The following is a 23468-nucleotide window of genomic DNA, read 5'->3' as shown; positions in this document are numbered from 1 at the left end:
GGCGGCGCGCCCCGCACGACCACGACGCCGACGACAGGACTCCTCCGTGAACGCGAACCAGCAGCTGGACATCGACCTCGGCCCCACGGGACGGCCGATGCCCGAGCTGCCGGAGCCCGCGCCCCTCGACGGGCACGGACCGGCGCGGATCATCTCGATGGTCAACCAGAAGGGCGGGGTCGGGAAGACGACCTCCGTCATCAACCTCGGCGCGGCCCTCGCGGAGATCGGCCGCAAGGTGCTGCTCGTGGACCTCGACCCGCAGGGCGCGCTGAGCGCCGGCACCGGGGTGAACCCCTACGAGCTCGACGTCACGGTCTACAACCTGCTCATGGACCGCAAGCACGACGTGCGCGACGTGATCCAGGAGACCGGCACCGAGAACCTCGACGTGCTGCCCGCGAACATCGACCTCTCCGCGGCGGAGGTCCAGCTCGTCAACGAGGTCGCCCGTGAGATGGCGCTCGCCCGCGTGCTGCGGCCCGTCGCGGACGACTACGACGTCATCATCATCGACTGCCAGCCGTCGCTGGGCCTGCTCACCGTCAACGCCCTCGCAGCGAGCCACGGCGTGGTGATCCCGCTCGAGGCGGAGTACTTCGCCCTGCGCGGCGTGGCCCTGCTCGTCGAGACGATCGAGAAGGTGCAGGACCGCATCAACCCGCGCCTCGAGATCGACGGGATCCTCATCACGATGTTCGACCCGCGCACGCTGCACGCCCGCGAGGTGTGCCAGCGCGTCGTGCAGGCCTTCCCGGACAAGGTCTTCCACACGACGATCAACCGCACGGTGAAGTTCCCCGACGCCTCCGTCGCGGCGGAGCCGATCATCTCCTTCGCCTCGTCGAACAAGGGCGCGGACGCCTACCGCCAGCTGGCCCGCGAGCTGATCTCGCGCGGCGGCGCGGCCTGATGGCCGGCCCGCGGGGCCAGGGCGCCGGCGGCGACGGCCGGAAGGACGCCTCCGGCGAGGGACGGGGACGCCGGGGCGGTCACCGCGGGGCGCGCACCGGGACGTCGCGGCAGCGCCGACGCAGCGCGTTCACCCCGCCGCGCACGGTCACGCTGCGTGACGACGAGGGCCGGAAGGGGACGACGCCCGCCGCCGCGGGATCCGAGCCGGGAGACCATCACCAGGAGGGTGGCGAGCGCCTCCAGAAGGTGCTCGCCCGCGCCGGCTTCGGCTCGCGCCGCGCCTGCGAGGCGCTCATCGCCCAGGGGCGCGTGAGCGTGGACGGCGAGATCGTCACCGAGCAGGGCCTGCGGATCGATGCCGCCACGCAGGCGGTGCACGTGGACGGGCGCCGGCTGCAGCTGGACGAGAAGAAGCTCACCGTGGTCCTCAACAAGCCGCGGCACGTGGTCTCCGCGATGCACGATCCTGAGGGTCGCCGCGATCTCACGGAGTTCACCGAGCGCTACGACCAGCGGCTCTACCACGTGGGTCGCCTCGACTACGAGACCGAGGGCCTGCTGCTGCTCACGAACGACGGTGAGCTCGCGCACCGCCTGACCCATCCCTCCTTCGCTGTGGAGAAGACGTACGTGTGCCGCTTCGACGCGCCCGGCGGCCCGCCCCGCGGTCTCGTCAAGGCCCTGCGCGACGGCGTCGAGCTCGAGGACGGCCCCGCGCGCGCCGACCGCGCCCGGGTGCTCGCCCAGGACGGCCGCGAGGCCGTCGTCGAGGTGAGCCTGCACGAGGGCCGCAACCGGATCGTCCGCCGCATGTTCGCCTCCCAGGGCTTCGAGCTGACCGGCCTCATGCGCACGCGGATCGGGCCGGTCCTGCTGGGCGACCTCGCCCCCGGCGCGACCCGCGAGCTGACGGGCCGCGAGCTCGGCACGCTCATGGCGGAGCTGGGGCTGTGAGCGCCGACGCGCTCGTGCCCTCCCCGGTGCGGATCATCGGGACCGGGCTGATCGGCGGCTCCCTGGGCCTCGCGCTGGGCCGCGCGGGCGCCCGGGTCCAGGTCGAGGACGTCTCCCCGGGGACCACGGCCCTGGCCGTCGAGCTCGGCGTGGGGGAGCGGCCCGTCGAGGGCGGTCCCGAACCGCGGCTCGTCGTCGTCGCCGCGCCGCCCGACGTCGCCGCGACGCTCGTCGCCGACGCCCTCGCCCGCTTCCCCGAGGCGCTCGTGACCGACGTCGCGAGCGTCAAGGGCACCGTGCTCGAGGGCGTGCGCGCCCTCGCCGCCCCCGCCGACCTCCCGCGCTACATCGGCGCCCACCCGATGGCGGGCCGCGAGGTCTCCGGCGTCATCTCCTCGCGCAGCGACCTCTTCCAGGGCCGGCCCTTCGTCGTGGTCCCGCACCCCGCGACCCGCGATGGCGCCGCGAGCGTGCTCCGGGGCCTCGCGACGGAGATCGGCGCCGTGCCGGTGGTCATGGACGCCGCGGCGCACGACGACGCGGTCGCCCACGTCTCCCACGTGCCGCAGGTGCTCTCGAGCCTGCTCGCGACGAGCCTGCTCGAGCCGACGGAGCAGGCCCTCGGCCTCGCCGGCCAGGGACTGCGGGACACGACCCGCATCGCGGACTCCGACGCCCGGCTCTGGGTCGAGATCCTCGGCGCGAACGCGGCCGCCGTGGGCGGTGTGCTGCAGGGGCTGCGCGAGCGGCTCGACGACGTCATCGCGGCGCTCGGCACCCTCGAGGGCGATCCGCGCCCGGAGCTCGGGTCCCGGCGCGCGATCGCGGACCTCGTCGCCGACGGCAACCGCGGGGTGCGGCGCATCCCCGGCAAGCACGGCGGGGCCACCGACTCCTTCGCGACGGTCGTCGTGCTCGTCCCGGACAGCCCGGGCGAGCTGGGCCGCCTGCTGACCGAGATGGGCGAGATCGGCGTGAACCTCGAGGACCTCCGTCTCGAGCACACGCTCGGGCAGCCGGTGGGCCTCGCGCACATCGCCGTGGACGTCCGCGCCGAGAACCTGCTCACGAGATCGCTCACCGAGCGCGGCTGGACGGTGGCCGACGCCTGAGCGCCCCGTATCCTTGACGGATGCACACCAGCGCTCCCTCGACCGCCCCCGGCGGCGTGACCATCGCGATCGACGGCCCCGCCGGCTCCGGCAAGTCCACCGTCTCCCGCCTCGTCGCGGAGGCGCTGGACGGCGGCATGCTCGACACCGGCGCCATGTACCGGGCGGTGACCTGGTGGTGCCTCGAGAACGACGTGGCCCTCACCGACCAGGAGACCGTGGCGCGCGTCGCCGAGGCCCTCGACCTCGAGCTGGGGACCGACCCGGCCGGGGCGAGCGTCGTCGTCGACGGCGAGGACGTGACCGGGGAGATCCGCAGCGAGCGTATCTCCCAGCAGGTCAGCGCCGTCGCCACCAACACCCTGGTGCGGCCCGTGCTCCAGCGCCGGCAGCGGGAGCTGCTGTTCGCGACCGCCGCCGAGCGCGGCAGCTGCGTCGCCGAGGGCCGTGACATCACGACCGTCGTCGCCCCCGACGCCGCCGTGCGGGTGCTGCTCACCGCGAGCCCCGAGGAGCGCATGCGCCGCCGCGCGCAGGAGCTGGGGCTCCCCGACTCGGAGGAGTCCCGCGAGCGCATGGAGGACCAGGTGCTGCGCCGCGACCGCGACGACGCGACCGTCTCCGAGTTCGCGACCGCGGCCGACGGCGTCCACGAGGTCGACACGACGGGCCGCGGCGTGACCGAGGTCGTCGCCGCCGTGCTCGAGCTCGTCGAGCAGGCCCGCACCGCCTCCGCCACCGCCCCCGCCGCCGGCGGCACTGCCCCTGCCGCCGCCGGCGCGGGACTCGACACGAGCGACGACGACGCGGTCGAGGCCGCCCTGCGCGCCGGCCTCGAGGACTTCGACCTCGACGCCGACGACCTCGCCCTCCTGGACGCGGACGACCTCGAGGACCTCGGCTACGGGGACCCGGCGCCGAACCTGCCGGTCGTCGCCGTCGTCGGCCGCCCCAACGTCGGCAAGTCGACCCTGGTCAACCGCATCCTCGGCCGCCGCGAGGCCGTCGTCGAGGACGTCCCCGGCGTGACCCGCGACCGCGTGTTCTACGAAGCCGAGTGGGCCGGGAAGGACTTCTGGCTCGTCGACACCGGCGGCTGGGAGGAGAAGGTCGACGGCATCGCCTACCGCGTCGCCGAGCAGGCGGAGGTCGCGGTCGAGCTCGCGGACGTCGTCATGTTCGTGGTCGACGCGAACGTCGGCATCACGACCACCGACGAGCAGCTGCTGAAGGTGCTGCGCCGCTCGCAGCGCCCGATCGTGCTCGTCGCCAACAAGGTCGACGACCAGCGCGGCGAGCTCGAGGCCGCCGCCCTGTGGAACCTGGGGCTGGGGGAGCCGTTCCCGGTCTCCGCGCTCCATGGCCGCGGCTCCGGCGACCTGCTCGACGCCGTGCTCGCCGTGCTCCCCGAGGAGGGCCGCGGCGACGCCGTGGACCACGGGCCGCGGCGCATCGCCCTCGTGGGCCGGCCGAACGTCGGCAAGTCCTCGCTGCTGAACCGGCTCGCGGGGGAGCGGCGCGTCGTCGTCGACGACCTCGCGGGCACCACGCGTGACCCGGTCGACGAGAAGATCACCCTCGGCGGCAAGGAGTGGACCTTCGTGGACACGGCCGGCATCCGCCGCCGCGTGCTGCAGTCCTCCGGCGCGGACTACTACGCCTCGCTGCGCACCCGCTCCGCCCTGGACCGGGCCGAGGTCGCCGTCGTCCTCATCGAGGCGAACGAGCCGATCTCCACCCAGGACCTCAAGATCATCGACATGGTCCTGGAATCCGGGCGCGCGCTCGTGCTCGCCTTCAACAAGTGGGACCTCCTGGACGAGGAGCGCCGCCACCAGCTCGAGTTCGAGATTGAGAAGGACCTCGGCCACGTCTCCTGGGCGCCGCGCGTGAACCTCTCCGCCAAGACGGGACGTCACGCGGAGAAGCTCGTGCCGGCGCTCGAGCAGGCCCTCGAGTCCTGGGACCAGCGCATCCCGACCGGGCGCCTCAACGCCTTCCTCGGCACGCTCGTCGCGGCGCACCCGCATCCGCTGCGCGGCGGCAAGCAGTCGCGGATCCTCTTCGCGACCCAGGCCCGCACGCGCCCGCCGCGCTTCGTCATCTTCGCGACCGGCTTCCTCGAGCACGGCTACCGCCGCTTCATCGAGCGCCGCCTCCGCGAGGATTTCGAGTTCACCGGCTCACCCGTCGTGATCGGCGTCCGGATCCGCGAGAAGCGCAAGCGCTGAGCGGCGCCGGGTCGCCGGTACTGTGGTGCCCATGAGCTCCACGGACCCGCAGCGACCCGGTGACCACCCCGTCGACCCCTACGGAGCGCCCCAGCCCGGGGGCCGGGACCCGTACGGCGCGGGGTCGGGTGACCTGTCCTCCGGAGGACCCCAGGACCCGTGGGCCGCGCCCCCGCAGTCCGTCGGGTCGGCCGCACCGGCCGACCATGACCCGTGGGCGGCACCGCGCGCGGAGCCCTCCTGGCACCCGGCCCCGGCGGATCCCTACGGCGACGGTATCCCCTCGGCGGGCGCACCCTCGGCAGGGGCCCCGTACGGCGGATCGCCCTACGGCGCCGCACCGCAGGGAGGGGCCGTGCCCGCGCCCCTCCACGGGGCACCCGGCCAGATCGGCACGAGCAGGCTTCTCGCGGGGCTGATGGGGATCTTCCTCGGCGGCTTCGGCGTGCACCGCTTCCTGCTGGGGTACACCGCGATCGGCGTCGTCCAGATCATCGTCACGATCCTCACCTGCGGCGCCGGCCACCTGTGGGGCCTCATCGAGGGCATCATGATCCTCGCCAAGGCGGAGCCCTTCACCCGCGATGCGCAGGGCCGCCCGCTGACCGACTGACCACCCCCGGCACTTCCCGAGGAGCACCATGGCCACGCCCGAGTTCGTGCTCGCCCTGCGCGAGCGGATCGGCCACGCCCCGCTGTGGATGAGCGGTGTCACCGCGATCGTGCTCGACGCGGATCGCCGCCGGATGCTCGCCGTGCGCCGCGCCGACAACGGCGCCTGGACCCCCGTCACCGGCATCATCGACCCGGGGGAGGAGCCGGCCGTCGCCGCCGAGCGCGAGGTGCTCGAGGAGGCCGGCGTGCGCTGCCGGGCGCTGCGCCTGATCGACGTGAGGACCGTCGGCCCCGTCACCTACCCCAACGGCGACGTCGCCGAGTACCTCGACCTGTGCTTCCTGTGCGAGCACGAGGACGGGGACCCCCATCCCGCGGACGGCGAGAACACCGAGGCCCGGTGGTTCCCGATCGACGCCCCGCCCCCGATGAACGAGAGGTTCACCGAGATGCTGACCATCGCCCTCGCAGGCCGCCCCGAGGCGAGGTTCCGCCGATGAGGGACCCGCTGCCCGGCACCCAGGTGGCGATCGCCCTGACCGAGGACCCGCGGGACACGGCCGAGGTGCGCGTGCTGGCCGCGCCGCGCCGCGACCTCGCGCGCGACGGTGTGCTCTCCGCCCCGCTCGGCCCCTTCGCGGACGCCCTGCTCGTGGACGTCCACCGGGAGGGCCGCCTCGTGCTGCCCGGCGCCTGGGTGCAGCCCGAGGTGCTCGAGCGGGGGACCCCGCTCGCCCCGCGGCCCGTGCGCGCGAGCGACCTGCGCCTGCCCGCTGTGATCCGCGGCAAGGGCGCCGGCGCGGAGCTGCACTGGGGCGAGACGATCTGGCCCCTCGCCCTGGACGGCCACCTCGCGGTGCCGCCCGCCTCCCGGCCCTCGCCGCACCCCTACTCGCGGCTGCGCCGGCTCCTGCTCGTCGCGACCGGCCGCCGGGAGGAGGTCGCCCTGACGCTCTGGCAGAGCCCCTCATTCGAGGTGCCCTGGCACGACGTGCGGCTGCTCCCGCGCGCCGAGCGCTGGTTCGAGCTCGCCCAGGTCCCCGCCGGCATGCGCTACGCGGACGCTGAGCAGGCCCAGGGCGTCGGGCGGGCCGCGCGCCGCTGAGCCCTGCGCGCGGCGGCGCCTCCCCGCGGGCGGCGCCGCCACGCCGTCTCCTCCCTGATCATGTGATCCGCGCCATGGTCTGTGTAAGGTCGACGCGCGGTCCCGGACCCGGGCCGCCGTCACCGTCGACGAGGAGGACCCGTGCCCGCCGGTACCCCGATCCGCCCCCGCCCCGCGCGGCGCAGCTTCCTGCGCTGGACCGCGGGCGTGGCCACGGTGCTGCCGCTGGGGGCCCTGGCCGGCTGCTCCGGCAGCAGCCGCGACCCCAGCACCCTGCGCATCGCCTACCAGCAGTTCGGTTCGAACACGATCAAGGAGAAGTGGATCCAGGGGGCCGCGAAGGAGTTCTCCGCGCAGAACCCCGACCTCGTCGTGGACCTCGTGCCGATCGTGGCCGCGGAGAACGACTACTTCACGAAGAACGAGCTGCTCATGAGCTCGCCCCGCACGAGCCCCGACCTCGTCTACGAGGACTCCTTCATCCTCCTGTCCGACGTCGGCGCCGGGTACCTGCAGCCGATCACGGACCTCGTCGAGGGCTGGGACCACTGGAAGGACATCGCCGACGCCTCCAAGCTCGCCGTCACCGGTGAGGACGGCGAGGTCTACGGCGTCCCGATCACGACGGACACCCGTGCCATCTGGTTCCACCGTGGCGTGTTCGAGGAGGCAGGGCTCCCCGCGCACTGGCAGCCCACCAGCTGGGAGGACATCCTCGAGGCGGCCCGCGCGATCAAGGAGTCCGACTCCGAGGCGACCCCGTTCTTCCTGTTCGCCGGCACGCCGCAGGGCGAGAAGGCCTCGATGCAGGGCTTCGAGATGCTGCTCTACGGCACCGGCGACGGCACTGGCCTCTACGACGACGAGACCAAGAAGTGGGTGCTCGGCTCGGCGGGCTTCGTGGACGCGCTGACCTTCCTGCAGACGATCGTCCAGGAGGAGCTCACGCTCCCGCTCGGCCAGCTGCTGGACCCCAACATCTCCGAGCAGATCTACACGCAGCTGCTGCCGGACGGGAAGCTCGGCATGCTCGTGGACGGCTCCTGGATCTCCCAGAACTGGACAGAGTCCGCCGGCCGTCCGTGGCCCGAGTGGCCCGACGAGGTGGGCCTCGCGGACATGCCCACCCAGGACGGCGGCGGCACCGGCACGGTGACCCTCGCCGGCGGCTGGGGCCTGTCGATCCCGGGCCACGTCACCGACCGCGAGACCGCCTTCGCGTTCCTCGAGGTGCTCGTCTCCACCGAGACGCTCGTGCAGTACGCGATCGCGGACAACCACATCACCGTGCGCTCCGACGTCGCCGAGGTGAAGGAGTACCTCGAGTACTCCCCGGCCGTCGAGTACTACACGAACCTGCTCGAGACCGCGTACTACCGGCCCGCCCTGCCCGCCTACCCGGAGGTGTCCTCCGCGATCCAGGAGGCGATGGAGGCGGTGCTGACCGGCAGCGACCCGGCCTCCGCGGCCGCCGCGTACGACTCCACGGTGACGGACATCGTCGGTCCCGAGAACGTCCAGGAGGCGAACGGATGACCACCGCGACACCCACCACCACTGCGGGCGCGCAGGTCCCCACGCCGCGTCGCCGCTCCCGGCTCGGGGACCGGCTGACGGCCGTCCGCGCCGTGCCCATGCTCCCGGCAGGGATCCTCCTGGTCGTGTTCATGCTCGGCCCGATCCTCTACTCGCTGTACCTCGCCTTCACCGACAGCGCGATCCGCGGCGAGGGCGCCTCGGACACGAGCTTCGTGGGCTTCACGAACTTCACCGACGCCTTCACCGACGCGGACTTCTGGAACTCCGTCGTGCTGACGCTGGTGTTCACGCTGATCTCCGCGGTGATCGGCCAGAACGTGCTCGGCATGCTCCTGGCCCTGCTCATGGAGCGCGCGAACCGGCTCATGACCTTCACGGTCACCTCGATCGTCATCGCCGCCTGGATCCTGCCCGAAGTGGTCGCCGGGTACCTGCTCTACACCTTCTTCGCCGACGGCGGCAGCCTGAACACGCTGCTCACCTCCGTCGGCCTGCCCGGCCAGGACCTCCTGTTCAGCGCGCCGATCATCGCGGTGTCCTTCGCGAACATCTGGCGCGGCGCGGCCTTCTCGATGCTCGTCTACTCCGCGGCGCTGAGCTCGGTGCCCGGCGACGTGTACGAGTCCGCGGCGCTCGACGGCGCCGGCCCGGTGCGGCGCTTCGTGTCCGTGACGATCCCGCTGCTGCGGCCCGCGATCGCCACCAACCTCATGCTCACCACCCTGCAGACCCTCTCCGTCTTCGGCCTGATCTTCATCATGACCGGCGGCGGTCCCGCCCGGCAGAGCCAGACCCTGCCCCTGTACATGTACGAGCAGGCGTTCTCGTACGGGCAGCTCGGCTACGGCACCGCCGTGGCCCTGCTGCTCCTGCTGATCGGGGCGCTTGCCTCCGTCGCCTACCTGCGCCTGCTGCCGGAGGAGGACAAGCGATGACCGCCGCCGACCCGACCGCCACCGCCCCCGCCGCGGGCCTCCGGGACGCAGCGCCCACCACCACGACCGCGCGCCGGGATCCCGGACCCCGCCGCCGGAAGGCCACCCGCGCCGCCGGCACCTCCCTCGCGAGCACCATCGCGATGGTCGTCATCGGCATCGTGTTCCTGGTGCCGCTGCTGTGGGTGGTGCTCGCCTCCTTCGACACGGAGGCCTCGCTCTCCGTGGGCTGGCCGAAGCGTTGGAGCCTAGGCAACTACGCCGCCATCTGGAACACGGAGACGACGTTCCGCCCGCTCGCGAACTCGCTCGTGCTGTGCGGCGGGGCCACGATCCTCACGATGGTGACCGCGGTGCTGTGCGCCTACCCGCTCTCCCGCTACCGCTTCCGGGCCAAGCGCCCGCTGCTGCTGACGATCATCTTCTCCACGGGCCTGCCGATCACGGCGATCATGATCCCCGTGTACTCGATGTTCGTGCAGGTGAACCTCATCGACTCGATGGGCGGGGCGATCCTGTTCCTCGGGGCGAGCTCGCTCCCGTACGCCATCTTCCTCACGAAGGGGTTCATGGACGGGGTGCCGCTCGAGATCGAGGAGTCCGCCTGGACGGAGGGCGCCGGTGTCTACCGCACCCTGTGGTCCGTGGTGCTGCCGCTCATGCGCTCAGGTCTCTCGGTCGCGACGATCTTCACCTTCGTCTCCATGTGGGGCAACTTCTTCGTGCCGTTCATGCTGCTGCTGAGCCCGGACAAGCTGCCCGCCGCGGTCACCCTGTACACCTTCTCCTCGCAGTACGGGCAGGTCGCCTACGGCCAGCTCGCGGCCTTCTCGATCTTCTACTCGCTGCCCGTCGTGGTGCTGTACCTGTTCCTGGGCCGCAACCTGGGCCAGGGCTTCGCCGCCGCCGGCGGCGTGAAGGGCTGACGGGACCTCCGACCGCATCCGTCGAGGTGCGCTGGGGCGGCGTCCGCGCAACGAGAGCGGTCCTCGCGCGCTCCCGGATGGTCTCGCTCCCCGGGGCACCCACCGACCGGTCGACCGGGGCGCGGGACGCGGAGGGGGTGCACGGCATAGCGTGGCGGCGCACGCCCTGGATGCACCCGCCCTCGATGAAGGAGCCGTGATGACCGAGAAGAACAGCACCCTGGAACCGCAGGTGGCCCGCCGCGCGCAGGAGCTCTCCACCCGCGACGGCGAGCCGTCGTTCCCCGCGCAGGACCAGCAGCCGCCCGGACTCACCGCGCCCATGACCCCGGTCCCCGACCACGGCGAGGAGAGCTACGTGGGCCACGGCCGCCTCGCGGGGCTCTCCGCGCTCATCACCGGCGGCGACTCCGGGATCGGCCGCGCCGTCGCGATCGCCTATGCCCGCGAGGGCGCCGACGTCGCGATCTCCTACCTCCCCGAGGAGCAGGAGGACGCCGAGGAGACGGCCCGCTGGATCCGCGACGCCGGCCGCCGCGCACTCCTGCTGCCCGGCGACATCCGCGAGGAGGAGATGGCGCGGTCGCTCGTGACCCGCACGGTGCAGGAGCACGGCGGCCTCGACGTGCTCGTGAACAACGCCGCGTTCCAGTGGGGCCGCGCGGAGCCCCGCGGCCTCGCGGGCATCGATTCCGCGCGCCTGCACCGGACCCTGACCACGAACCTCGAGGCGCTGTTCTGGATCACGCAGGAGGCCGCGCCGCACCTGCGCGCGGGGTCCTCGGTGATCAACTGCTCCTCGATCCAGTCCTACGATCCCTCGGTGCCGCTCATGGACTACGCGGCGACGAAGGCCGCGATCAATAACGTCACCGTGAACCTCGCCGCGGACCTCGGCCCGCAGGGGATCCGCGTGAACGCGGTCGCCCCAGGACCGATCTGGACCCCGCTCAACGTCGCCACGCGCGTCAGCGACGACTACGTCGCCTTCGGCGGGAACACGCCGCTGGGGCGCGCGGGCCAGCCCGCGGAGGTCGCGGGGGCCTTCGTGTTCCTCGCGAGCCCGACGGAGGCGAGCTACGTCTCCGGCACCGTGCTCGGCGTGACCGGCGGGCGACCGGTGTTCTGAGACCTCTCGGCCGCCCTCGGCATATCGATCAGCGGAAGATGACCGTCCGCGTGCCGTCGAGGAGGACGCGCGACTGCGAGAACCAGGTGACCGCCTGGCGCAGCGTGCGCACCTCGGCGTCCTGGCCGATCGCCATGAGCTCCTGCGGCGAGCGCGTGTGGTCCACCCGGATGACGTCCTGCTCGATGATCGGGCCCTCGTCGAGGTCGCTCGTGACGAAGTGCGCCGTCGCACCGATCTGCTTGACCCCGCGGGCGTGCGCCTGGCGGTAGGGGTTCGCGCCCTTGAATCCCGGCAGGAACGAGTGGTGGATGTTGATGCAGCGCCCCTCGAGCTCCTCGCACAGCTCGGGGGAGAGGATCTGCATGTAGCGCGCGAGGACCACGAGCTCCACGTCGTGCTCGACCACGGCCTCCCGCACCCGGTCCTCGAAGGCGGCCTTGGCACCCTCACCCTTGGTGGGCAGGTGCTCGAAGGGCACCCCGTAGAACGTCGCGAGCGGCTCGAGCGTGGGGTGGTTGGCGAGGATGAGCGGCACCTCGATCGGCAGGTGGCCCGCGTCGATCTGGAACAGCAGGTCGTTCACGCAGTGCTTCGCGGTGGAGCCGAGGATCAGCGTGCGCACCGGGCGGGCGACCTCGTCGAGCCGGTGCTCGATCCCGAAGCGCTCCACGACGGGTGCGAGCGCCGCGGCGATCTCCGCAGGGGATGCCGAGGTGGCCAGCTGGAGCCGCATGTAGAAGCGCTGGGTGGCGCCGCTCTCGAACTGGCGGCTCTCCGTGATGTTGCCGCCCACCTCGACGATCGCACCGGTGACGGCGTGGACGATGCCGGGCCTGTCCTCGCACACGACGGTGAGGACGTACTCGACGGTGGGGGAGGCGGTGGGGCTGCTCATGCCCGGAAGTCTAGAAGGGTGGCCGCCTCGCGAGGACGGACGCCGCGGGGTGGACGTCGTGAGTGGGGTCGAGGTCACGACGGGCGGGGGCCTGCCGGACGTTCCGATCGCCGATGGGGCGCGGGGGATCCGGCGAACCCCGGGATGACCGTCGGGGCGAAGGGGGCCGTGGACCAAGGTCGCCGTGAACGGGATCGTGACGTCGGATCCGCGCCTGCCCTGCGGCGGGATCACGTGCTCCGGCCACGGCCACGGCTACGAGCCGGGCCCGCTCGGCATCTGCGCCCTCGCCGACGCCCAGCAGGTGCGGATGGGCGCCGTGCGCACCCGAGGTGGACGGCCCCGGAATGAGAACAGGCAGGTCCGGGCTTCCGGACCTGCCTGTTCCTGCAATCTTCTCGGTCGGGCTGACAGGATTTGAACCTGCGACCCCTTGACCCCCAGTCAAGTGCGCTACCAAGCTGCGCCACAGCCCGAGAGGGCGAGCCCCGAAGGGCCGAGAGAAACGATACCCCGCCGGGGGCCGTGCCCGCGAATCGGGAGGCACGTGACCTGCGGCACCCTCCGTTCGGGCGTCCACGACGCGTCGCACAGCAGGGGCACAGGAGCGCCGAAGCCGCGGCATAAACGGGCTCCGTAGCGTCGCTGTCATCATCACCGAGACGAAGGACGTGACCCGCATGACCGACCAGGACCCCCGCCTCCAGCGCGACGCCGACGGCACTTTGCATTACGAGGGCCGACGCCTCGCCCACCAGGACGAGCCGCTCGCGGACCAGGGCCTCGGCTTCGACATCACCACGATGGTCACCCGTCGCCGGGCCCTCGGCGCCCTGGGAGCCGGTGCCGCGGTCGCCGGTCTCGCCGCGTGCAGCACGTCGAGCTCCTCGGACTCGAGCACCTCGGCCGCCTCCGACGGCGGCTCCGACTCGACCACCTCCGACGGCGAGATCCCCGAGGAGACCAACGGCCCCTACCCGGCGGACGGCACCAACGGTGTCAACGTCCTCACCGAGTCCGGGATCGTCCGCTCCGACATCACCGCGAGCTTCGGCGACTCCACGACGGCCGTCTCCGGCGTCCCGATGACGCTCACCCTCACCCTCACGAACATGGAGGAGGACAACGCCCCCTACGCCGGGGTCGCGGTCTACGTCTGGCACTGCACGGGCGACGGTCTCTACTCCCTGTACTCCGAGGGGCTCGAGAACGAGAACTTCCTGCGCGGCGTGCAGGTCGCCGATGAGAACGGCCAGGTCACCTTCACCAGCATCATGCCGGGCTGCTATGCAGGCCGCTGGCCGCACATCCACTTCGAGGTCTACCCGGACGAGGCCTCGATCACGAGCACCGACAACCTGCTCGCGACCTCCCAGGTCGCGATCCCGCAGGACGTGGCGGAGACCGTCTACGCGGAGGACGGCTACGACGGCTCCACCGAGAACCTCGCGAACATCACGCTGGACTCCGACAACGTCTTCGGGGACGACGGCGGCGAGCTGCAGCTCGCGACCGTCGACGGCGACGTCACCTCCGGCTTCACGGTGACGCTCCCGGTCGCGATCGATCCGTCCACGGAGCCGGGCGTGAGCGGCGGCGACATGGGCGGGACCCCGCCCTCGGGCGGCGGTCCGTCCGACGGCGGCGGCATGGGCGGCACCCCGCCCGAGGGGGGCACCCCGCCGTCCGGCGCCTCCGACGGCGGCGGCGAGAGCAGCCTCGTGGGAAACAACCTCGTCGGCTCCCGCTGATCCTCCGGGGCCCGCCCGTCACGGGCGGGCCCCGTCCCGCGCCCGCCCGGTGCGCCGCCGCCCGGCGCGCCGGGCGGTCATGCGTCCGCCCCGCCTTCGCCTCCCGATATCGTGGCGGCCATGCCGGAGCCGTCCCGCGAGACACCTCATGGCGAGACCCCGTACTCGCCGATGTCGCTGCTGCGCGCCCTGACCTCGAGCCCGCTCGACGTCGACGAGCTGCGCGGCACCGAGGAGGACTCCGAGGCGGACTCCCACCCCGACACGCCCGCGAGCCGCGTCGTCACCCTCGCCATCGCGATCCTGCTGGGGCTCGCCGTCGCCGTCGCCGTGACGAACCTCCGCGCGGACGCCGTCTCCGAGGACTCCCCGCGCGCCGCCCTCGAGCAGGAGGTGCGGGACTCCCGCGAGCACGCCGTCGGCCTCGAGCAGCGCCAGGAGGAGCTCCAGTCGGAGATCAGCGCGCTCCAGGAGGACGTGCTGCAGTCCTCCGACTCCGCCGCGGCGGCCCGCCTGTCCACCTACGAGACCGCGACGGCCTCGACCGCCCTGAGCGGGCCGGGCGTCGTGCTGCAGGTCGAGGACTCCGCCCCGCTGCCGGCCTCGCCGGGTGTCGCCGAAGGCACCGTGAACCGCGCGACCGACGAGGACCTCCAGATCGCCGTCAACGGCCTCTGGGCCGCGGGCGCCGAGGCGATCGCCGTCAACGGGCAGCGGATCTCCGCCTCGAGCGCCATCCGCACCGCGGGATCGGCCGTGCTCGTGGACCTCCGCCCGATATCGCCGCCCTACCGCATCGTCGCGCTCGGCGACGGGGCCGCGATCGAGCAGGCCGTCCAGGGCGAGGCGACCGGGGAGTACCTCTCCGAGATCTCCTCCCGGTTCGGGATCGTCCTGTCGTGGGAGACCTCCGAGGACCTCTCCGTCCCGGCCCGCGCTCCCGCCGCCCTCCGCGAGGCCTCCTCGACGCCGCCGGGGGAGGCCGGCGCCGACGCCTCGCCCACCGACCCCGACACCGACCCCGGTGCCACCGACAAGGAGACCACCCCATGATCGCGATCCTCGGCCTGCTGATCGGCATCGCCGTGGGGCTGTTCCTCCAGCCGGACGTCCCCGCGGTGCTGCAGCCCTACCTGCCCATCGCCGTGGTCGCGGCGCTGGACACCCTCGCGGGCGGCCTCCGCGCCGTCCTCGACGGCGTCTTCAACGCCCACGTCTTCATCACCTCCTTCCTCTTCAACGTCCTGATCGCGGCGCTGCTGGTGTTCCTCGGCGACCAGCTCGGCGTGGGAGCCCAGCTCTCCACCGCCGTGATCGTCGTGCTGGGCATCCGGATCTTCTCCAACGCGGCCGCGATCCGTCGCCGCCTCTTCCGCTCATGAGCGACGGCTCCCGGATCCCCGAGTCCCGCCAGGAGCAGCGGGAGGTGCTGCGGCGCCTGCGCGAGACGCTGCGCCCCCATGCGAGCGCGCAGCAGGTCATCGTCGGCGTGCTCTGCTTCCTGCTCGGCATCACGATCGTCGTGCAGGTGCGCGCCCAGGACGAGGACGCCCTGCAGGGCGCGACCCAGGAGGACCTCGTGCGGCTGCTCGACGAGTCCGACCGCCACGTGAGCGACCTCGAGCAGGAGAACGAGGACCTCGACGGATCCCTCGCGACCCTGCAGGCCGGCCACGAGGACGACGTCGCCGCGCAGAACGCCGCGCAGCAGCGGCTCGAGGACCTCGAGATCGTCGCCGGGACCGCGCCCGCCTATGGTCGCGGGATCTCCGCCCGGGTCACGGAGAGCACCGGCACCGTCCGAGCGCGCACCGTCCTCGGCGTCGTGCAGGAGCTGCGCAACGCCGGCGCCGAGGTGATCCAGGTGGGCGACGTCCGGGTCGTCGCCTCGACGTCGTTCACGACCGCGGAGGACGGCACGCTGCTCGTGGACGGGACGCGCGTGCCCGCCCCGTTCGACGTCCTCGCGATCGGCGACCCGACCGTCATGGAGCCGGCGCTGAGCATCCCCGGCGGCGCGGTGGACTCCGTCACCGCGGACGGCGGGAGCCTCGAGGTGAGCGCGGAGGAGCAGGTCGCGATCGAGGCGCTCGCGACGGTCCGCGAGCCCGAGTACTCGCGGGTGGTCAAGTGAAGGTCAAATCCTGACAGGACCTGGGGCCGATGGTCCCCAGCGGGCTCTCGGCGGGCTCTCGACGTGCGAGGATGTCTCCGCCGTATCCTGTCGGACCAGAAGACAGGACGCGCCGCAGGTCCGGGAAGGGGTGCACGGTGTCCACGACGAACCACCAGTGGAACGACGACAATCTCGATCACACGTCGAAGCTGAGCGCGATCTCGCCCAGCGACCCGGTCGAGGAGGCCGAGCCCGGCCTCACCGCCCAGGACCGCCGGGCGATCGAGAACCTGCCGCGCGGCAGCGCGCTGCTGGTCGTGCGCAAGGGGCCGAACCTCGGCGCCCGCTTCCTGCTGGACGCCGACACCACGGTCGCCGGTCGCCACCCCGGCTGCGAGATCTTCCTCGACGACGTCACCGTCTCCCGCCGCCACGCCGCCTTCGTGCGGGACGGGGACTCCTTCCTCGTGCGTGACCTCGGGTCGCTCAACGGCACCTACCTCGGCAAGGAGCGGGTCGACGAGGCCGTCCTCCAGGCCGGGCAGGACGTCCAGATCGGCAAGTACCGCCTCACCTTCCATCCCTTCGTCGGGACGGACTGAGGCATGCCGGCCTCCGCATCGCGCAGGCCGGGGAGCTCGCCGTCCGCGCGGATGAGCATCGGGCAGGTGCTCGAGCTGCTCCGGGACGAGTTCCCCGATCTCGCGCACTCCAAGCTCCACTACCTCGAGGCGGAGGGGCTCATCACCCCCGAGCGCACGGCGGCCGGGTACCGCAAGTACTCCCGCTCCGACGTGGATCGGCTCCGCTTCGTGCTGCGCGCGCAGCGGGACCGGTTCTGGCCGCTCAAGGTCATCAAGGAGCACCTCCTCGAGCACGGGGTCGAGGGCGACGGGGAGATCACCTCGATCGCCTCCCGGCCCGGTCCCTCGGCGACGATGCACGCCGTGCGGCTGGACCGCAGCGGCCTCTGCTCCCGCGCCGCGGTGGACGACGCCTTCCTCGTCGAGCTCGAGCAGTACGGGATGCTCCCCGAGGGTCAGCTCTTCTACGGCGCGACGGAGCTCGAGATCACGACCGCCGCCCGCGACCTCGCGGCGGAGGGTCTGCACCCGCGGCACCTCGTCATGCTGCGCACCTCCGCCGAGCGCGAGGCGCACATGATCCGCTCGGTCGCCTCGCCGCGCTCGCGGCCCGCGGATCCCGCCTCGCGGGGTGAGGCCGAGGACTACGCGCGGGATCTCGGCGAGTCCATGATCACCCTGCACAGCTCCCTCCTCCGGTTGCGGCTGCGGGGCAGCTGACCAGCGGATCCTCGGTTCGACGCCCCTTCGTCGGGGCGTTGGCGGGGCGGGACCGTGACCGGTCCGTGACCCGATCGCGGCGCGTTGCTTCCGGCGCGCCGCCCCTTCGCGCTACGCTGAGCCGGAGCTCCCATCTTCCCCGTCGGGAGCCGGAACCCGGAGGCAGCTGTGAACGCCACTCGCGGCGATGATCGACAGGCGCAGTCCACTGTGCCCGCGGAACCCCAGCAGGGAGTGCTCTTCGACGAGGTCGTCGACACTCCCGGAGAGCTCGGGTACCGCGGTCCTGCCGCGTGCAAGGCCGCCGGCATCACCTACCGCCAGCTGGACTACTGGGCCCGCACCGGCCTGGTCGAGCCCGGCGTGCGCGCCGCCTCGGGCTCCGGCAGCCAGCGCCTCTACGGCTTCCGCGACATCCTCGTGCTGAAGGTCGTCAAGCGCCTCCTCGACACGGGCGTCTCCCTGCAGCAGATCCGGGTCGCCGTCGGCGCCCTGCGCGAGCGCGGTATCGACGACCTCGCCGAGATCACCCTCATGAGCGACGGCGCCTCCGTCTACGAGTGCACCTCCGCCCAGGACGTCTTCGACCTCGTCCAGGGCGGCCAGGGCGTCTTCGGCATCGCCGTGGGCCGCGTGTGGCGCGAGGTCGAGAGCGAGCTCTCGGTCCTGCCCGGCGTCAATCCGGCCGACGACGCCGAGCTCGCCCTGCACGACGAGCTCGCCGCCCGTCGCCGCAGCCGCGCCGCCGGCTGAGACCGCATCGCCGGCCGCGGCCGGCACCTGCAGGCCGCACACGAACGGCGGGCCCCCGGGGGAGGGGGCCCGCCGTTCGTGCGCGGGAGCCGCATGCCCGGCGCCGCGGGTGCGCGGGGCGGCGGGCTCAGGAGTGCTGTCGGGAGTCGAGCACGCGGCGCAGCAGCGCGTCGAAGTCCTCGGTGAGGCGCTTGCCGGAGGCGCCCTCGTAGCGGTGCAGCGGCACGGCACCGCCCTGCGCCTGCTGCAGTCCCACGCGCTCCTCGATGACCGGCTCGAGCACGAGGTCGCCGAAGAGGTCGCGCAGCTCCGCGAGACGGTACTGGTGCTCGACCGAGCGGGGCCGGTAGCGGTTCACGGCGAGGCCCAGCGGCATGAGCCGGGGCGCGATGCCGTCCTCACGCATCTCCGAGGCGAGCTTGAGCGCGCGATCGGCGGCGGTGACGGCGAAGAAGCCCGGCTCGGAGACCACGAGGGCGCGGTCCGAGGCGGCGAGGGCCGTCTGCGTGAGGCCGTTGAGCGACGGCGGGCAGTCCACGAGCACGAGGTCGTACTGGTGGGTGCGCTTGTCCAGCGCCTCCCGCAGCCGGCGCACGTCCTTCGCGGCAGGGGCCGGGGAGTCCAGGAGCGCGGAGCGCCCCGTGCCCGGGATCAGGTCGAGATGGGAGGACTCACCCTCCGACCACGGCACCGGCACGATGGAGCGGTCCACCGTCTCCGTGCGCGGGGAGGAGAGCACCTCCGCGATGTCGAGACCCGTCGCGGGCTCGCCCAGCAGCCCGAGGGTCGAGTCGCCCTGCGGGTCCAGGTCGATCACCAGGGTGTTGATCCCCTGGTGGAGAGCGGCCGAGGCCAGCCCGAGGGTCACGGACGTCTTGCCGACGCCGCCCTTCAGCGAACACACACTCACGATGAACACCCGGGCAGTCTACCGATCCGCGGCCCGCGAGCCCGGTAGCCTTCCCGAGGGCCGCACCACAGATCGCAGATCAGGCGGCCGTCGGACCCCGCAGGACGGAGCAGGATGTCGCAGATCACGCACGAGCTGGTGCTCGAGGTGCTCGAGGGCTGTGCTCCCTCCGCCCTCGCGGAGGCGCGGCGGCTGGGCCCGGCGGCGGTGCGCACCCCCACCGAGCTCACCCTGCGCACCGCCGACCTCGACGCCGTGCGCGACCTCCGCCGCGTGGTCGCGGCCTCGACGACGCTCACCGCCGCGGCGCGCCGTCCCCGGGAGCTGCTCGAGACCTCGCTCCAGCAGCGGATCGCGGCCCTCCTCGAGGACATGGCCCGCCAGCGCCCCCGGCAGGTGTTCCACGGGCTCCGGCTCGAGGCCGCCGGTGCGGACTCGACGGACATGCGCCGGCTCGCCGAGGCCCTCGCCGACGCCGCCGGACTCCCCGTGGACGACGCCGACGGCGATCTCGTGGCCCGGGTGCGGCGCACCCCGAGCGGCGAGGCCGGCTGGCAGGTGCTCCTGCGCACCACACCCCGGCCGCTCGCGACGCGCGCCTGGCGGACCGTGAACTACCCCGGAGCCGTCAACGGGACGATCGCGGCGACCGTGCTCGACCTCCTCGGCGTGCGCGCCGAGGACTCCCTGCTGGACATGACCTGCGGCTCCGGCACCTTCCTCGTCGAGCAGCTGCACGTGGCCGCCCCCGCGCGGGCCGTGGGCGTCGACCTCGACCCCGCCGCGATCGCCGCGGCCACCGCCCATCAGCGCGCAGCACGGCGCCGCGGCCGGATCGAGTGGATCACGGGGGACGTGCGGGACGCGCCGATCGAGGGCGGCTTCACCCGCATCCTCACCAACCCGCCCTGGGGCACCCTCCACGGGGAGCACGAGAGCAACGAGCAGCTGCTCGCCGACCTCCTGGACCGCGCGGCGGCACTCGCGGCACCCGGGGCACGGCTCGGCGTGCTCACCCACGAGATCCGGCGTATGCACGCCGTCCTCGAGCGGCCCGGCACCGCCTGGGCGCTGCGGGACGAGCACCGCTTCTTCCAGAAGGGGCATCACCCGCGGCTGTTCCTGCTCACGTCACGCTGAGGGGCGCGCGGGTCAGATGCCGCGGCGACCCTCGCGGAGCGCCGCGAGCCCGGCCTCGTCCCCCTGGATCTGGACGCGGGCGACCTCGTCGCGTCCTGTCACCCACAGGAGCAGCTCGAGCACCTCGCCGTGCACGCGCAGGCTGCCCTCCGCGCGGCGCGGTCCCACCTGCTTGCCGCCGCGCGGCGAGACCAGCGTGACCCGGGCGTCGACCCGCAGGGAGAGCCGCGCGAAGACGCCGATGCCGCGCCAGGCCGCACGCTCGACCTCCGGGGTGATCCGGCGCGGGCGCCAGCCGTCCTGCGCGCGGCGCAGGTCCTCGTGGTGGATGAGCTGCTCGAGGTCGCCGGTGAGCGCATCGGCGCGGCCGGCGGGGGAGAGACGCCCGGGGCCCTCGCGCAGGAGCGCGACCTTCTGCTCCCAGGGGAGGTCGAGCGCCGCCTCCTTGCGCTGCGTGAGCGCCGTCCCTGCGGGGCCCGGGAGCGCGCCGCCGAGCTGCAGCGTCCAGAAGCGCTCGCGCAGCAGCAGGTGGTCGAGCAGCTCGCGCGCGTCCCATCCCGGCAGGATCGTGGGCGCGGCCGGGCCCAGCTGCGCGAAGGCATCGGCGATCTGGGCGCGCTCGGACCGGGGATCCGGGCCGGCGGCGCCGTCGGCGGGGCGGGGGTCGCTGGAGGGCGTCATGCCTGCATCCTAGGAGCGGGTCGCCGGGACGGTCACGGGGAGCGCACAGGGTGCGCGGGCGCGCACGGCGCCGAGGCGGCCGGCCGTGGCAGGCCGCCCCGGCGGGCCGTCAGGCGGGTGAGCTGAAGGCCGCGTCGAAGGAGGTCTCCGAGGTCGGGTAGTCGAAGCGGCGCAGCACCTCGATGGCCTCCGCGGCGCCGTGCAGACGGTCCATGCCCGCGTCCTCCCACTCGATGGAGATCGGGCCCTCGTAGCCGATCGAGCGCAGGGCGCGGAAGGCCGCGTCCCACGGCACGTCCCCGCGGCCGAAGGAGACGAAGTCCCAGCCGCGGCGCGGATCTCCCCAGGGCAGGTGCGAGCTCAGGCGCGTGTTGCGCCCCGTGATGCGCACCCGGATGTCCTTGCAGTCCACGTGGTAGATGCGGTCCGCGAAGTCCGTGATGAAGGAGACTGGGTCGATCTCCTGCCACAGGAAGTGCGAGGGGTCCCAGTTCAGACCGAAGGACTCCCGGTGCCCGATCGCCTCGAGGGTGCGCTGCGTGGTCCAGTAGTCGTAGGCGATCTCCGAGGGGTGGACCTCGTGGGCGAAGCGCACCCCGCACTCCTCGAAGACGTCGAGGATCGGGTTCCAGCGGTCCGCGAAGTCCTGGTAGCCCTGGTCGATGACGTCCTGCGGGACTGGCGGGAACATCGCCACGTACTTCCAGATGCTCGAGCCCGTGAACCCGACGACGGTGTCCACCCCGAGCTTCTGGGCGAGCCGGGCGGTGTTCTTCATGTCCTCCGCGGCCCGCTGCCGGACGCCCTCGGGGTCGCCGTCGCCCCAGACGGCGGGGCCGACGATCGCCTCGTGGCGGAAGTCGATCGGGTCGTCGCAGATCGCCTGGCCCTTGAGGTGGTTGGAGATCGTCCAGACCTTCAGCCCGTGCTTCTCGAGGATCCCGAGGCGGTCGGCGACGTACTCCTCGTCGTCCCAGCGGCTCGCGTCCAGGTGCTCGCCGGAGACGGCGATCTCGAGGCCGTCGTAGCCCCAGCCGGCCGCGAGCTCCGCGACCTCGTCGAGGGTGAGATCGGCCCACTGGCCGGTGAAGAGGGTGTGGGGGTGCGCCATACTGCAGTGCTCCTTCGCAGGGTGGTCGATGGCAGGACAGGGGGAGGACGAGCGAGGGGCCCGCCCCGGGGGAGCCGGGCTCCCGGGTCAGAGGGTGACGGTGCGGCCGCCGTCGGCGTCGGAGGCGATGACCGCGTCGAGCACGCGCTGGAGGGCGAGGCCGTCGGCGAAGTCAGGGGCGTAGGCCTCGCCGCCGGCGATCGCGGCGAGCAGGTCGTGGGCCTGGTTCGTGAAGGCGTTCTCCCAGCCCAGGATGTGGCCCTGAGGCCACCAGCCCTCGAGATAGGGGTGCTCGGGCTCGGTCACGAGGATCCGGGAGAACCCCTGCTCGGTCACGGGCACCGTGGTGTCCAGGAACCACAGCTCGTCGAGGGACTCGAGGTCGAAGCGCAGCGCCCCGCGGGTCCCGTACAGCTCGAGGGTGAGCGCGTTCTTGCGGCCCGTGGCCATACGGCTCGCCTCGACGGAGGCGATCGCCCCGCCGTCGAGCTCGAGGGTCGCCCAGGCCGCGTCGTCGACCGTGACCTGCTCCGGCCCGTCCGCGCCGGGCCGCTCGGGGACCATCGTCGCGAGGCGGCCGCGCACGGCGCTCACGCGCTGCCCGGTGAGGAACTGGACCTGGTCGATCGCGTGGGATCCGATGTCGCCCAGGGCGCCCGAGCCCGCGGTCTCCGCGCGCAGGCGCCAGCTCATCGGCGCCTGCTCGTCGACGAGCCAGTCCTGGAGGTAGGAGGCGCGCACCTGGCGGATCTCGCCGAGGCGCCCCTGCGCCACGAGGTCACGGGCGTGGGCGAGGGCCGGGACGCGCCGGTAGGTGTGGCCGAGCGCCGCGACCTGCCCGCGGGCCCGGGCGGCCTCCGCGGCGGCGACCATGCGCTCGGCCGAGGCGGTGTCGTTGGCGAGCGGCTTCTCGCACAGCACGTGCTTTCCCGCCTCGAGCGCGGCGATCGCGATCTCGGCGTGCAGGTGGCCGGGCGTGCAGACGTCGACGACGTCCACGTCCTCCCGCTCGAGCACGGCGCGCCAGTCCGTCGCGTGCTCCTCCCAGCCGAGCCGCGTGGCCGCCTCGCCGACGGCCTCCTCGTCCCGGCCCACCAGGACCTTGCGCGCCACGGGCGGGCCGTCGAAGGCGGCGCCGACGGTGCGCCAGGCCTGGGAGTGGGCTCGGCCCATGAAGGCGTAGCCGACGAGGGCGACGCCGAGGGGACGATCGGCGGGGAGGGGCATGGAGCTGCTCCTTGCGACGGTGGAGGGGGCGGCGCGACGGGACATCGCGGCAGGGCCTCCACACTATGCCGCGGATCACTCCTGACCAAGGGCGGCCCGCGCCCCGGCGCGTTCCC

At 73.1% G+C, this 23468-nt stretch carries 24 protein-coding genes and 1 tRNA gene; 19 read left to right on the top strand and 6 right to left on the bottom strand.

The features are described from left to right. The first annotated feature begins 97 nt into the window (after positions 1 to 97). From C1N80_RS11250 to C1N80_RS11200, 11 genes are all read left to right on the top strand, one after another. A complete protein-coding gene (locus C1N80_RS11250) occupies positions 98 to 913 on the top strand; it encodes a ParA family protein (protein WP_137771738.1) in 816 nt (271 codons plus the stop codon). Further along, the gene (locus C1N80_RS11245) at positions 913 to 1869 is read left to right on the top strand and encodes a pseudouridine synthase (protein WP_137770844.1); all 957 of its coding nucleotides are present in this window, start codon (positions 913 to 915) and stop codon (positions 1867 to 1869) included. Before C1N80_RS11250 ends, C1N80_RS11245 begins: the two co-directional genes overlap by 1 nt. Then, the gene (locus C1N80_RS11240) at positions 1866 to 2981 is read left to right on the top strand and encodes a prephenate dehydrogenase (RefSeq protein ID WP_137770843.1); all 1116 of its coding nucleotides are present in this window, start codon (positions 1866 to 1868) and stop codon (positions 2979 to 2981) included. Before C1N80_RS11245 ends, C1N80_RS11240 begins: the two co-directional genes overlap by 4 nt. Positions 2982 to 3001: 20 nt before the next feature. Beyond that, positions 3002 to 5212, top strand: coding sequence for a bifunctional cytidylate kinase/GTPase Der (der, locus tag C1N80_RS11235; protein WP_137770842.1), 2211 nt, complete (start codon positions 3002 to 3004; stop codon positions 5210 to 5212). 355 nt (positions 5213 to 5567) lie between these two features. Continuing rightward, positions 5568 to 5825: a TM2 domain-containing protein gene (locus tag C1N80_RS15665; RefSeq protein WP_205750645.1), complete on the top strand. Its 258-nt coding sequence runs from the start codon at positions 5568 to 5570 to the stop codon at positions 5823 to 5825. Between the two features lie 28 nt (positions 5826 to 5853). Continuing rightward, positions 5854 to 6327: an NUDIX domain-containing protein gene (locus tag C1N80_RS11225; RefSeq protein WP_137770840.1), complete on the top strand. Its 474-nt coding sequence runs from the start codon at positions 5854 to 5856 to the stop codon at positions 6325 to 6327. After that, the gene (locus C1N80_RS11220; RefSeq protein WP_137770839.1) at positions 6324 to 6932 is read left to right on the top strand and encodes a hypothetical protein; all 609 of its coding nucleotides are present in this window, start codon (positions 6324 to 6326) and stop codon (positions 6930 to 6932) included. The genes C1N80_RS11225 and C1N80_RS11220 overlap by 4 nt, the downstream gene beginning before the upstream one ends. A gap of 141 nt (positions 6933 to 7073) precedes the next feature. Then, positions 7074 to 8468, top strand: coding sequence for an extracellular solute-binding protein (locus C1N80_RS11215; protein WP_137770838.1), 1395 nt, complete (start codon positions 7074 to 7076; stop codon positions 8466 to 8468). Beyond that, the gene (locus C1N80_RS11210) at positions 8465 to 9406 is read left to right on the top strand and encodes a carbohydrate ABC transporter permease (protein WP_137770837.1); all 942 of its coding nucleotides are present in this window, start codon (positions 8465 to 8467) and stop codon (positions 9404 to 9406) included. Before C1N80_RS11215 ends, C1N80_RS11210 begins: the two co-directional genes overlap by 4 nt. Further along, complete coding sequence (locus C1N80_RS11205; protein WP_137770836.1) at positions 9403 to 10332, top strand: carbohydrate ABC transporter permease; 930 nt, start codon at positions 9403 to 9405, stop codon at positions 10330 to 10332. The genes C1N80_RS11210 and C1N80_RS11205 overlap by 4 nt, the downstream gene beginning before the upstream one ends. A 199-nt stretch (positions 10333 to 10531) precedes the next feature. Further along, a complete protein-coding gene (locus C1N80_RS11200) occupies positions 10532 to 11461 on the top strand; it encodes an SDR family oxidoreductase (RefSeq protein ID WP_137770835.1) in 930 nt (309 codons plus the stop codon). Positions 11462 to 11489: 28 nt separating this feature from the next. On the opposite strand, the gene C1N80_RS11195 is transcribed toward C1N80_RS11200, so the two are convergent. Both C1N80_RS11195 and C1N80_RS11185 read right to left on the bottom strand, forming a co-directional pair. Continuing rightward, entirely contained in the window at positions 11490 to 12359 is an 870-nt protein-coding gene (locus C1N80_RS11195; protein WP_137770834.1) for a formyltetrahydrofolate deformylase, read from the bottom strand. A 402-nt stretch (positions 12360 to 12761) separates the two neighbouring features. Continuing rightward, positions 12762 to 12835 (bottom strand) — tRNA-Pro (locus C1N80_RS11185). A 204-nt stretch (positions 12836 to 13039) separates the two neighbouring features. Between C1N80_RS11185 and C1N80_RS11180 the strand changes: the two genes are divergently transcribed. The 7 genes from C1N80_RS11180 (at position 13040) to C1N80_RS11150 (ending at position 18283) form a co-directional block, all read left to right on the top strand. Continuing rightward, the gene (locus C1N80_RS11180) at positions 13040 to 14110 is read left to right on the top strand and encodes an intradiol ring-cleavage dioxygenase (protein ID WP_137770832.1); all 1071 of its coding nucleotides are present in this window, start codon (positions 13040 to 13042) and stop codon (positions 14108 to 14110) included. Between the two features lie 120 nt (positions 14111 to 14230). Further along, on the top strand, positions 14231 to 15163 hold the full coding sequence (locus C1N80_RS11175) for a DUF881 domain-containing protein (RefSeq protein WP_240811108.1): 933 nt from the start codon (positions 14231 to 14233) through the stop codon (positions 15161 to 15163). After that, entirely contained in the window at positions 15160 to 15492 is a 333-nt protein-coding gene (locus C1N80_RS11170; protein WP_137770831.1) for a small basic family protein, read from the top strand. The genes C1N80_RS11175 and C1N80_RS11170 overlap by 4 nt, the downstream gene beginning before the upstream one ends. Then, positions 15489 to 16244 (top strand): DUF881 domain-containing protein, encoded by a 756-nt coding sequence (locus C1N80_RS11165; protein ID WP_137770830.1) that lies wholly within the window; start codon positions 15489 to 15491, stop codon positions 16242 to 16244. The genes C1N80_RS11170 and C1N80_RS11165 overlap by 4 nt, the downstream gene beginning before the upstream one ends. A 137-nt stretch (positions 16245 to 16381) precedes the next feature. Continuing rightward, positions 16382 to 16828 (top strand): FHA domain-containing protein, encoded by a 447-nt coding sequence (locus C1N80_RS11160; RefSeq protein ID WP_205750644.1) that lies wholly within the window; start codon positions 16382 to 16384, stop codon positions 16826 to 16828. 66 nt (positions 16829 to 16894) lie between these two features. Next, on the top strand, positions 16895 to 17530 hold the full coding sequence (locus C1N80_RS11155; protein WP_240811107.1) for a MerR family transcriptional regulator: 636 nt from the start codon (positions 16895 to 16897) through the stop codon (positions 17528 to 17530). Between the two features lie 168 nt (positions 17531 to 17698). Next, positions 17699 to 18283: a MerR family transcriptional regulator gene (locus tag C1N80_RS11150; protein ID WP_137770827.1), complete on the top strand. Its 585-nt coding sequence runs from the start codon at positions 17699 to 17701 to the stop codon at positions 18281 to 18283. A 127-nt stretch (positions 18284 to 18410) separates the two neighbouring features. Here C1N80_RS11150 and C1N80_RS11145 read toward each other — a convergent pair whose 3' ends face one another. Further along, positions 18411 to 19202: a ParA family protein gene (locus C1N80_RS11145; protein ID WP_137770826.1), complete on the bottom strand. Its 792-nt coding sequence runs from the start codon at positions 19200 to 19202 to the stop codon at positions 18411 to 18413. Positions 19203 to 19307: 105 nt separating this feature from the next. Between C1N80_RS11145 and C1N80_RS11140 the strand changes: the two genes are divergently transcribed. Beyond that, entirely contained in the window at positions 19308 to 20333 is a 1026-nt protein-coding gene (locus tag C1N80_RS11140) for a methyltransferase (protein WP_137770825.1), read from the top strand. Positions 20334 to 20345: 12 nt separating this feature from the next. On the opposite strand, the gene C1N80_RS11135 is transcribed toward C1N80_RS11140, so the two are convergent. The 3 genes from C1N80_RS11135 to C1N80_RS11125 all read right to left on the bottom strand — a co-directional run bounded on the left by C1N80_RS11135 (position 20346) and on the right by C1N80_RS11125 (position 23352). Beyond that, positions 20346 to 21014 (bottom strand): TIGR03085 family metal-binding protein, encoded by a 669-nt coding sequence (locus C1N80_RS11135; protein WP_137770824.1) that lies wholly within the window; start codon positions 21012 to 21014, stop codon positions 20346 to 20348. A gap of 109 nt (positions 21015 to 21123) precedes the next feature. Next, on the bottom strand, positions 21124 to 22125 hold the full coding sequence (locus C1N80_RS11130; protein ID WP_137770823.1) for a sugar phosphate isomerase/epimerase: 1002 nt from the start codon (positions 22123 to 22125) through the stop codon (positions 21124 to 21126). A gap of 87 nt (positions 22126 to 22212) precedes the next feature. Beyond that, a complete protein-coding gene (locus C1N80_RS11125) occupies positions 22213 to 23352 on the bottom strand; it encodes a Gfo/Idh/MocA family protein (protein ID WP_137770822.1) in 1140 nt (379 codons plus the stop codon). Positions 23353 to 23468: the final 116 nt, after the last annotated feature.

Origin of the sequence: Brachybacterium sp. SGAir0954 (genome assembly GCF_005490785.1) — a bacterium.
Classification (GTDB): Bacteria; Actinomycetota; Actinomycetes; order Actinomycetales; family Dermabacteraceae; genus Brachybacterium; species Brachybacterium rhamnosum.
The sequence above is the reverse complement of the archived record's forward strand: the minus strand, read 5'-3'. Positions and strand labels throughout refer to the sequence as shown.

Bases quoted from the DNA above. Each gene is read 5' to 3' on its own strand.
- C1N80_RS11135 (WP_137770824.1), bottom strand. From the start codon at position 21,014: ATGACGCCCTCCAGCGACCCCCGCCCCGCCGACGGCGCCGCCGGCCCG.
- C1N80_RS11130 (WP_137770823.1), bottom strand. From the start codon at position 22,125: ATGGCGCACCCCCACACCCTCTTCACCGGCCAGTGGGCCGATCTCACC.
- C1N80_RS11200 (WP_137770835.1), top strand. From the start codon at position 10,532: ATGACCGAGAAGAACAGCACCCTGGAACCGCAGGTGGCCCGCCGCGCG.
- C1N80_RS11125 (WP_137770822.1), bottom strand. From the start codon at position 23,352: ATGCCCCTCCCCGCCGATCGTCCCCTCGGCGTCGCCCTCGTCGGCTAC.
- C1N80_RS11205 (WP_137770836.1), top strand. From the start codon at position 9,403: ATGACCGCCGCCGACCCGACCGCCACCGCCCCCGCCGCGGGCCTCCGG.
- C1N80_RS11210 (WP_137770837.1), top strand. From the start codon at position 8,465: ATGACCACCGCGACACCCACCACCACTGCGGGCGCGCAGGTCCCCACG.
- C1N80_RS11220 (WP_137770839.1), top strand. From the start codon at position 6,324: ATGAGGGACCCGCTGCCCGGCACCCAGGTGGCGATCGCCCTGACCGAG.
- C1N80_RS11175 (WP_240811108.1), top strand. From the start codon at position 14,231: ATGCCGGAGCCGTCCCGCGAGACACCTCATGGCGAGACCCCGTACTCG.
- C1N80_RS11225 (WP_137770840.1), top strand. From the start codon at position 5,854: ATGGCCACGCCCGAGTTCGTGCTCGCCCTGCGCGAGCGGATCGGCCAC.
- der (WP_137770842.1), top strand. From the start codon at position 3,002: ATGCACACCAGCGCTCCCTCGACCGCCCCCGGCGGCGTGACCATCGCG.
- C1N80_RS11180 (WP_137770832.1), top strand. From the start codon at position 13,040: ATGACCGACCAGGACCCCCGCCTCCAGCGCGACGCCGACGGCACTTTG.
- C1N80_RS11165 (WP_137770830.1), top strand. From the start codon at position 15,489: ATGAGCGACGGCTCCCGGATCCCCGAGTCCCGCCAGGAGCAGCGGGAG.
- C1N80_RS11250 (WP_137771738.1), top strand. From the start codon at position 98: ATGCCCGAGCTGCCGGAGCCCGCGCCCCTCGACGGGCACGGACCGGCG.
- C1N80_RS11170 (WP_137770831.1), top strand. From the start codon at position 15,160: ATGATCGCGATCCTCGGCCTGCTGATCGGCATCGCCGTGGGGCTGTTC.
- C1N80_RS11195 (WP_137770834.1), bottom strand. From the start codon at position 12,359: ATGAGCAGCCCCACCGCCTCCCCCACCGTCGAGTACGTCCTCACCGTC.
- C1N80_RS11245 (WP_137770844.1), top strand. From the start codon at position 913: ATGGCCGGCCCGCGGGGCCAGGGCGCCGGCGGCGACGGCCGGAAGGAC.
- C1N80_RS11140 (WP_137770825.1), top strand. From the start codon at position 19,308: ATGTCGCAGATCACGCACGAGCTGGTGCTCGAGGTGCTCGAGGGCTGT.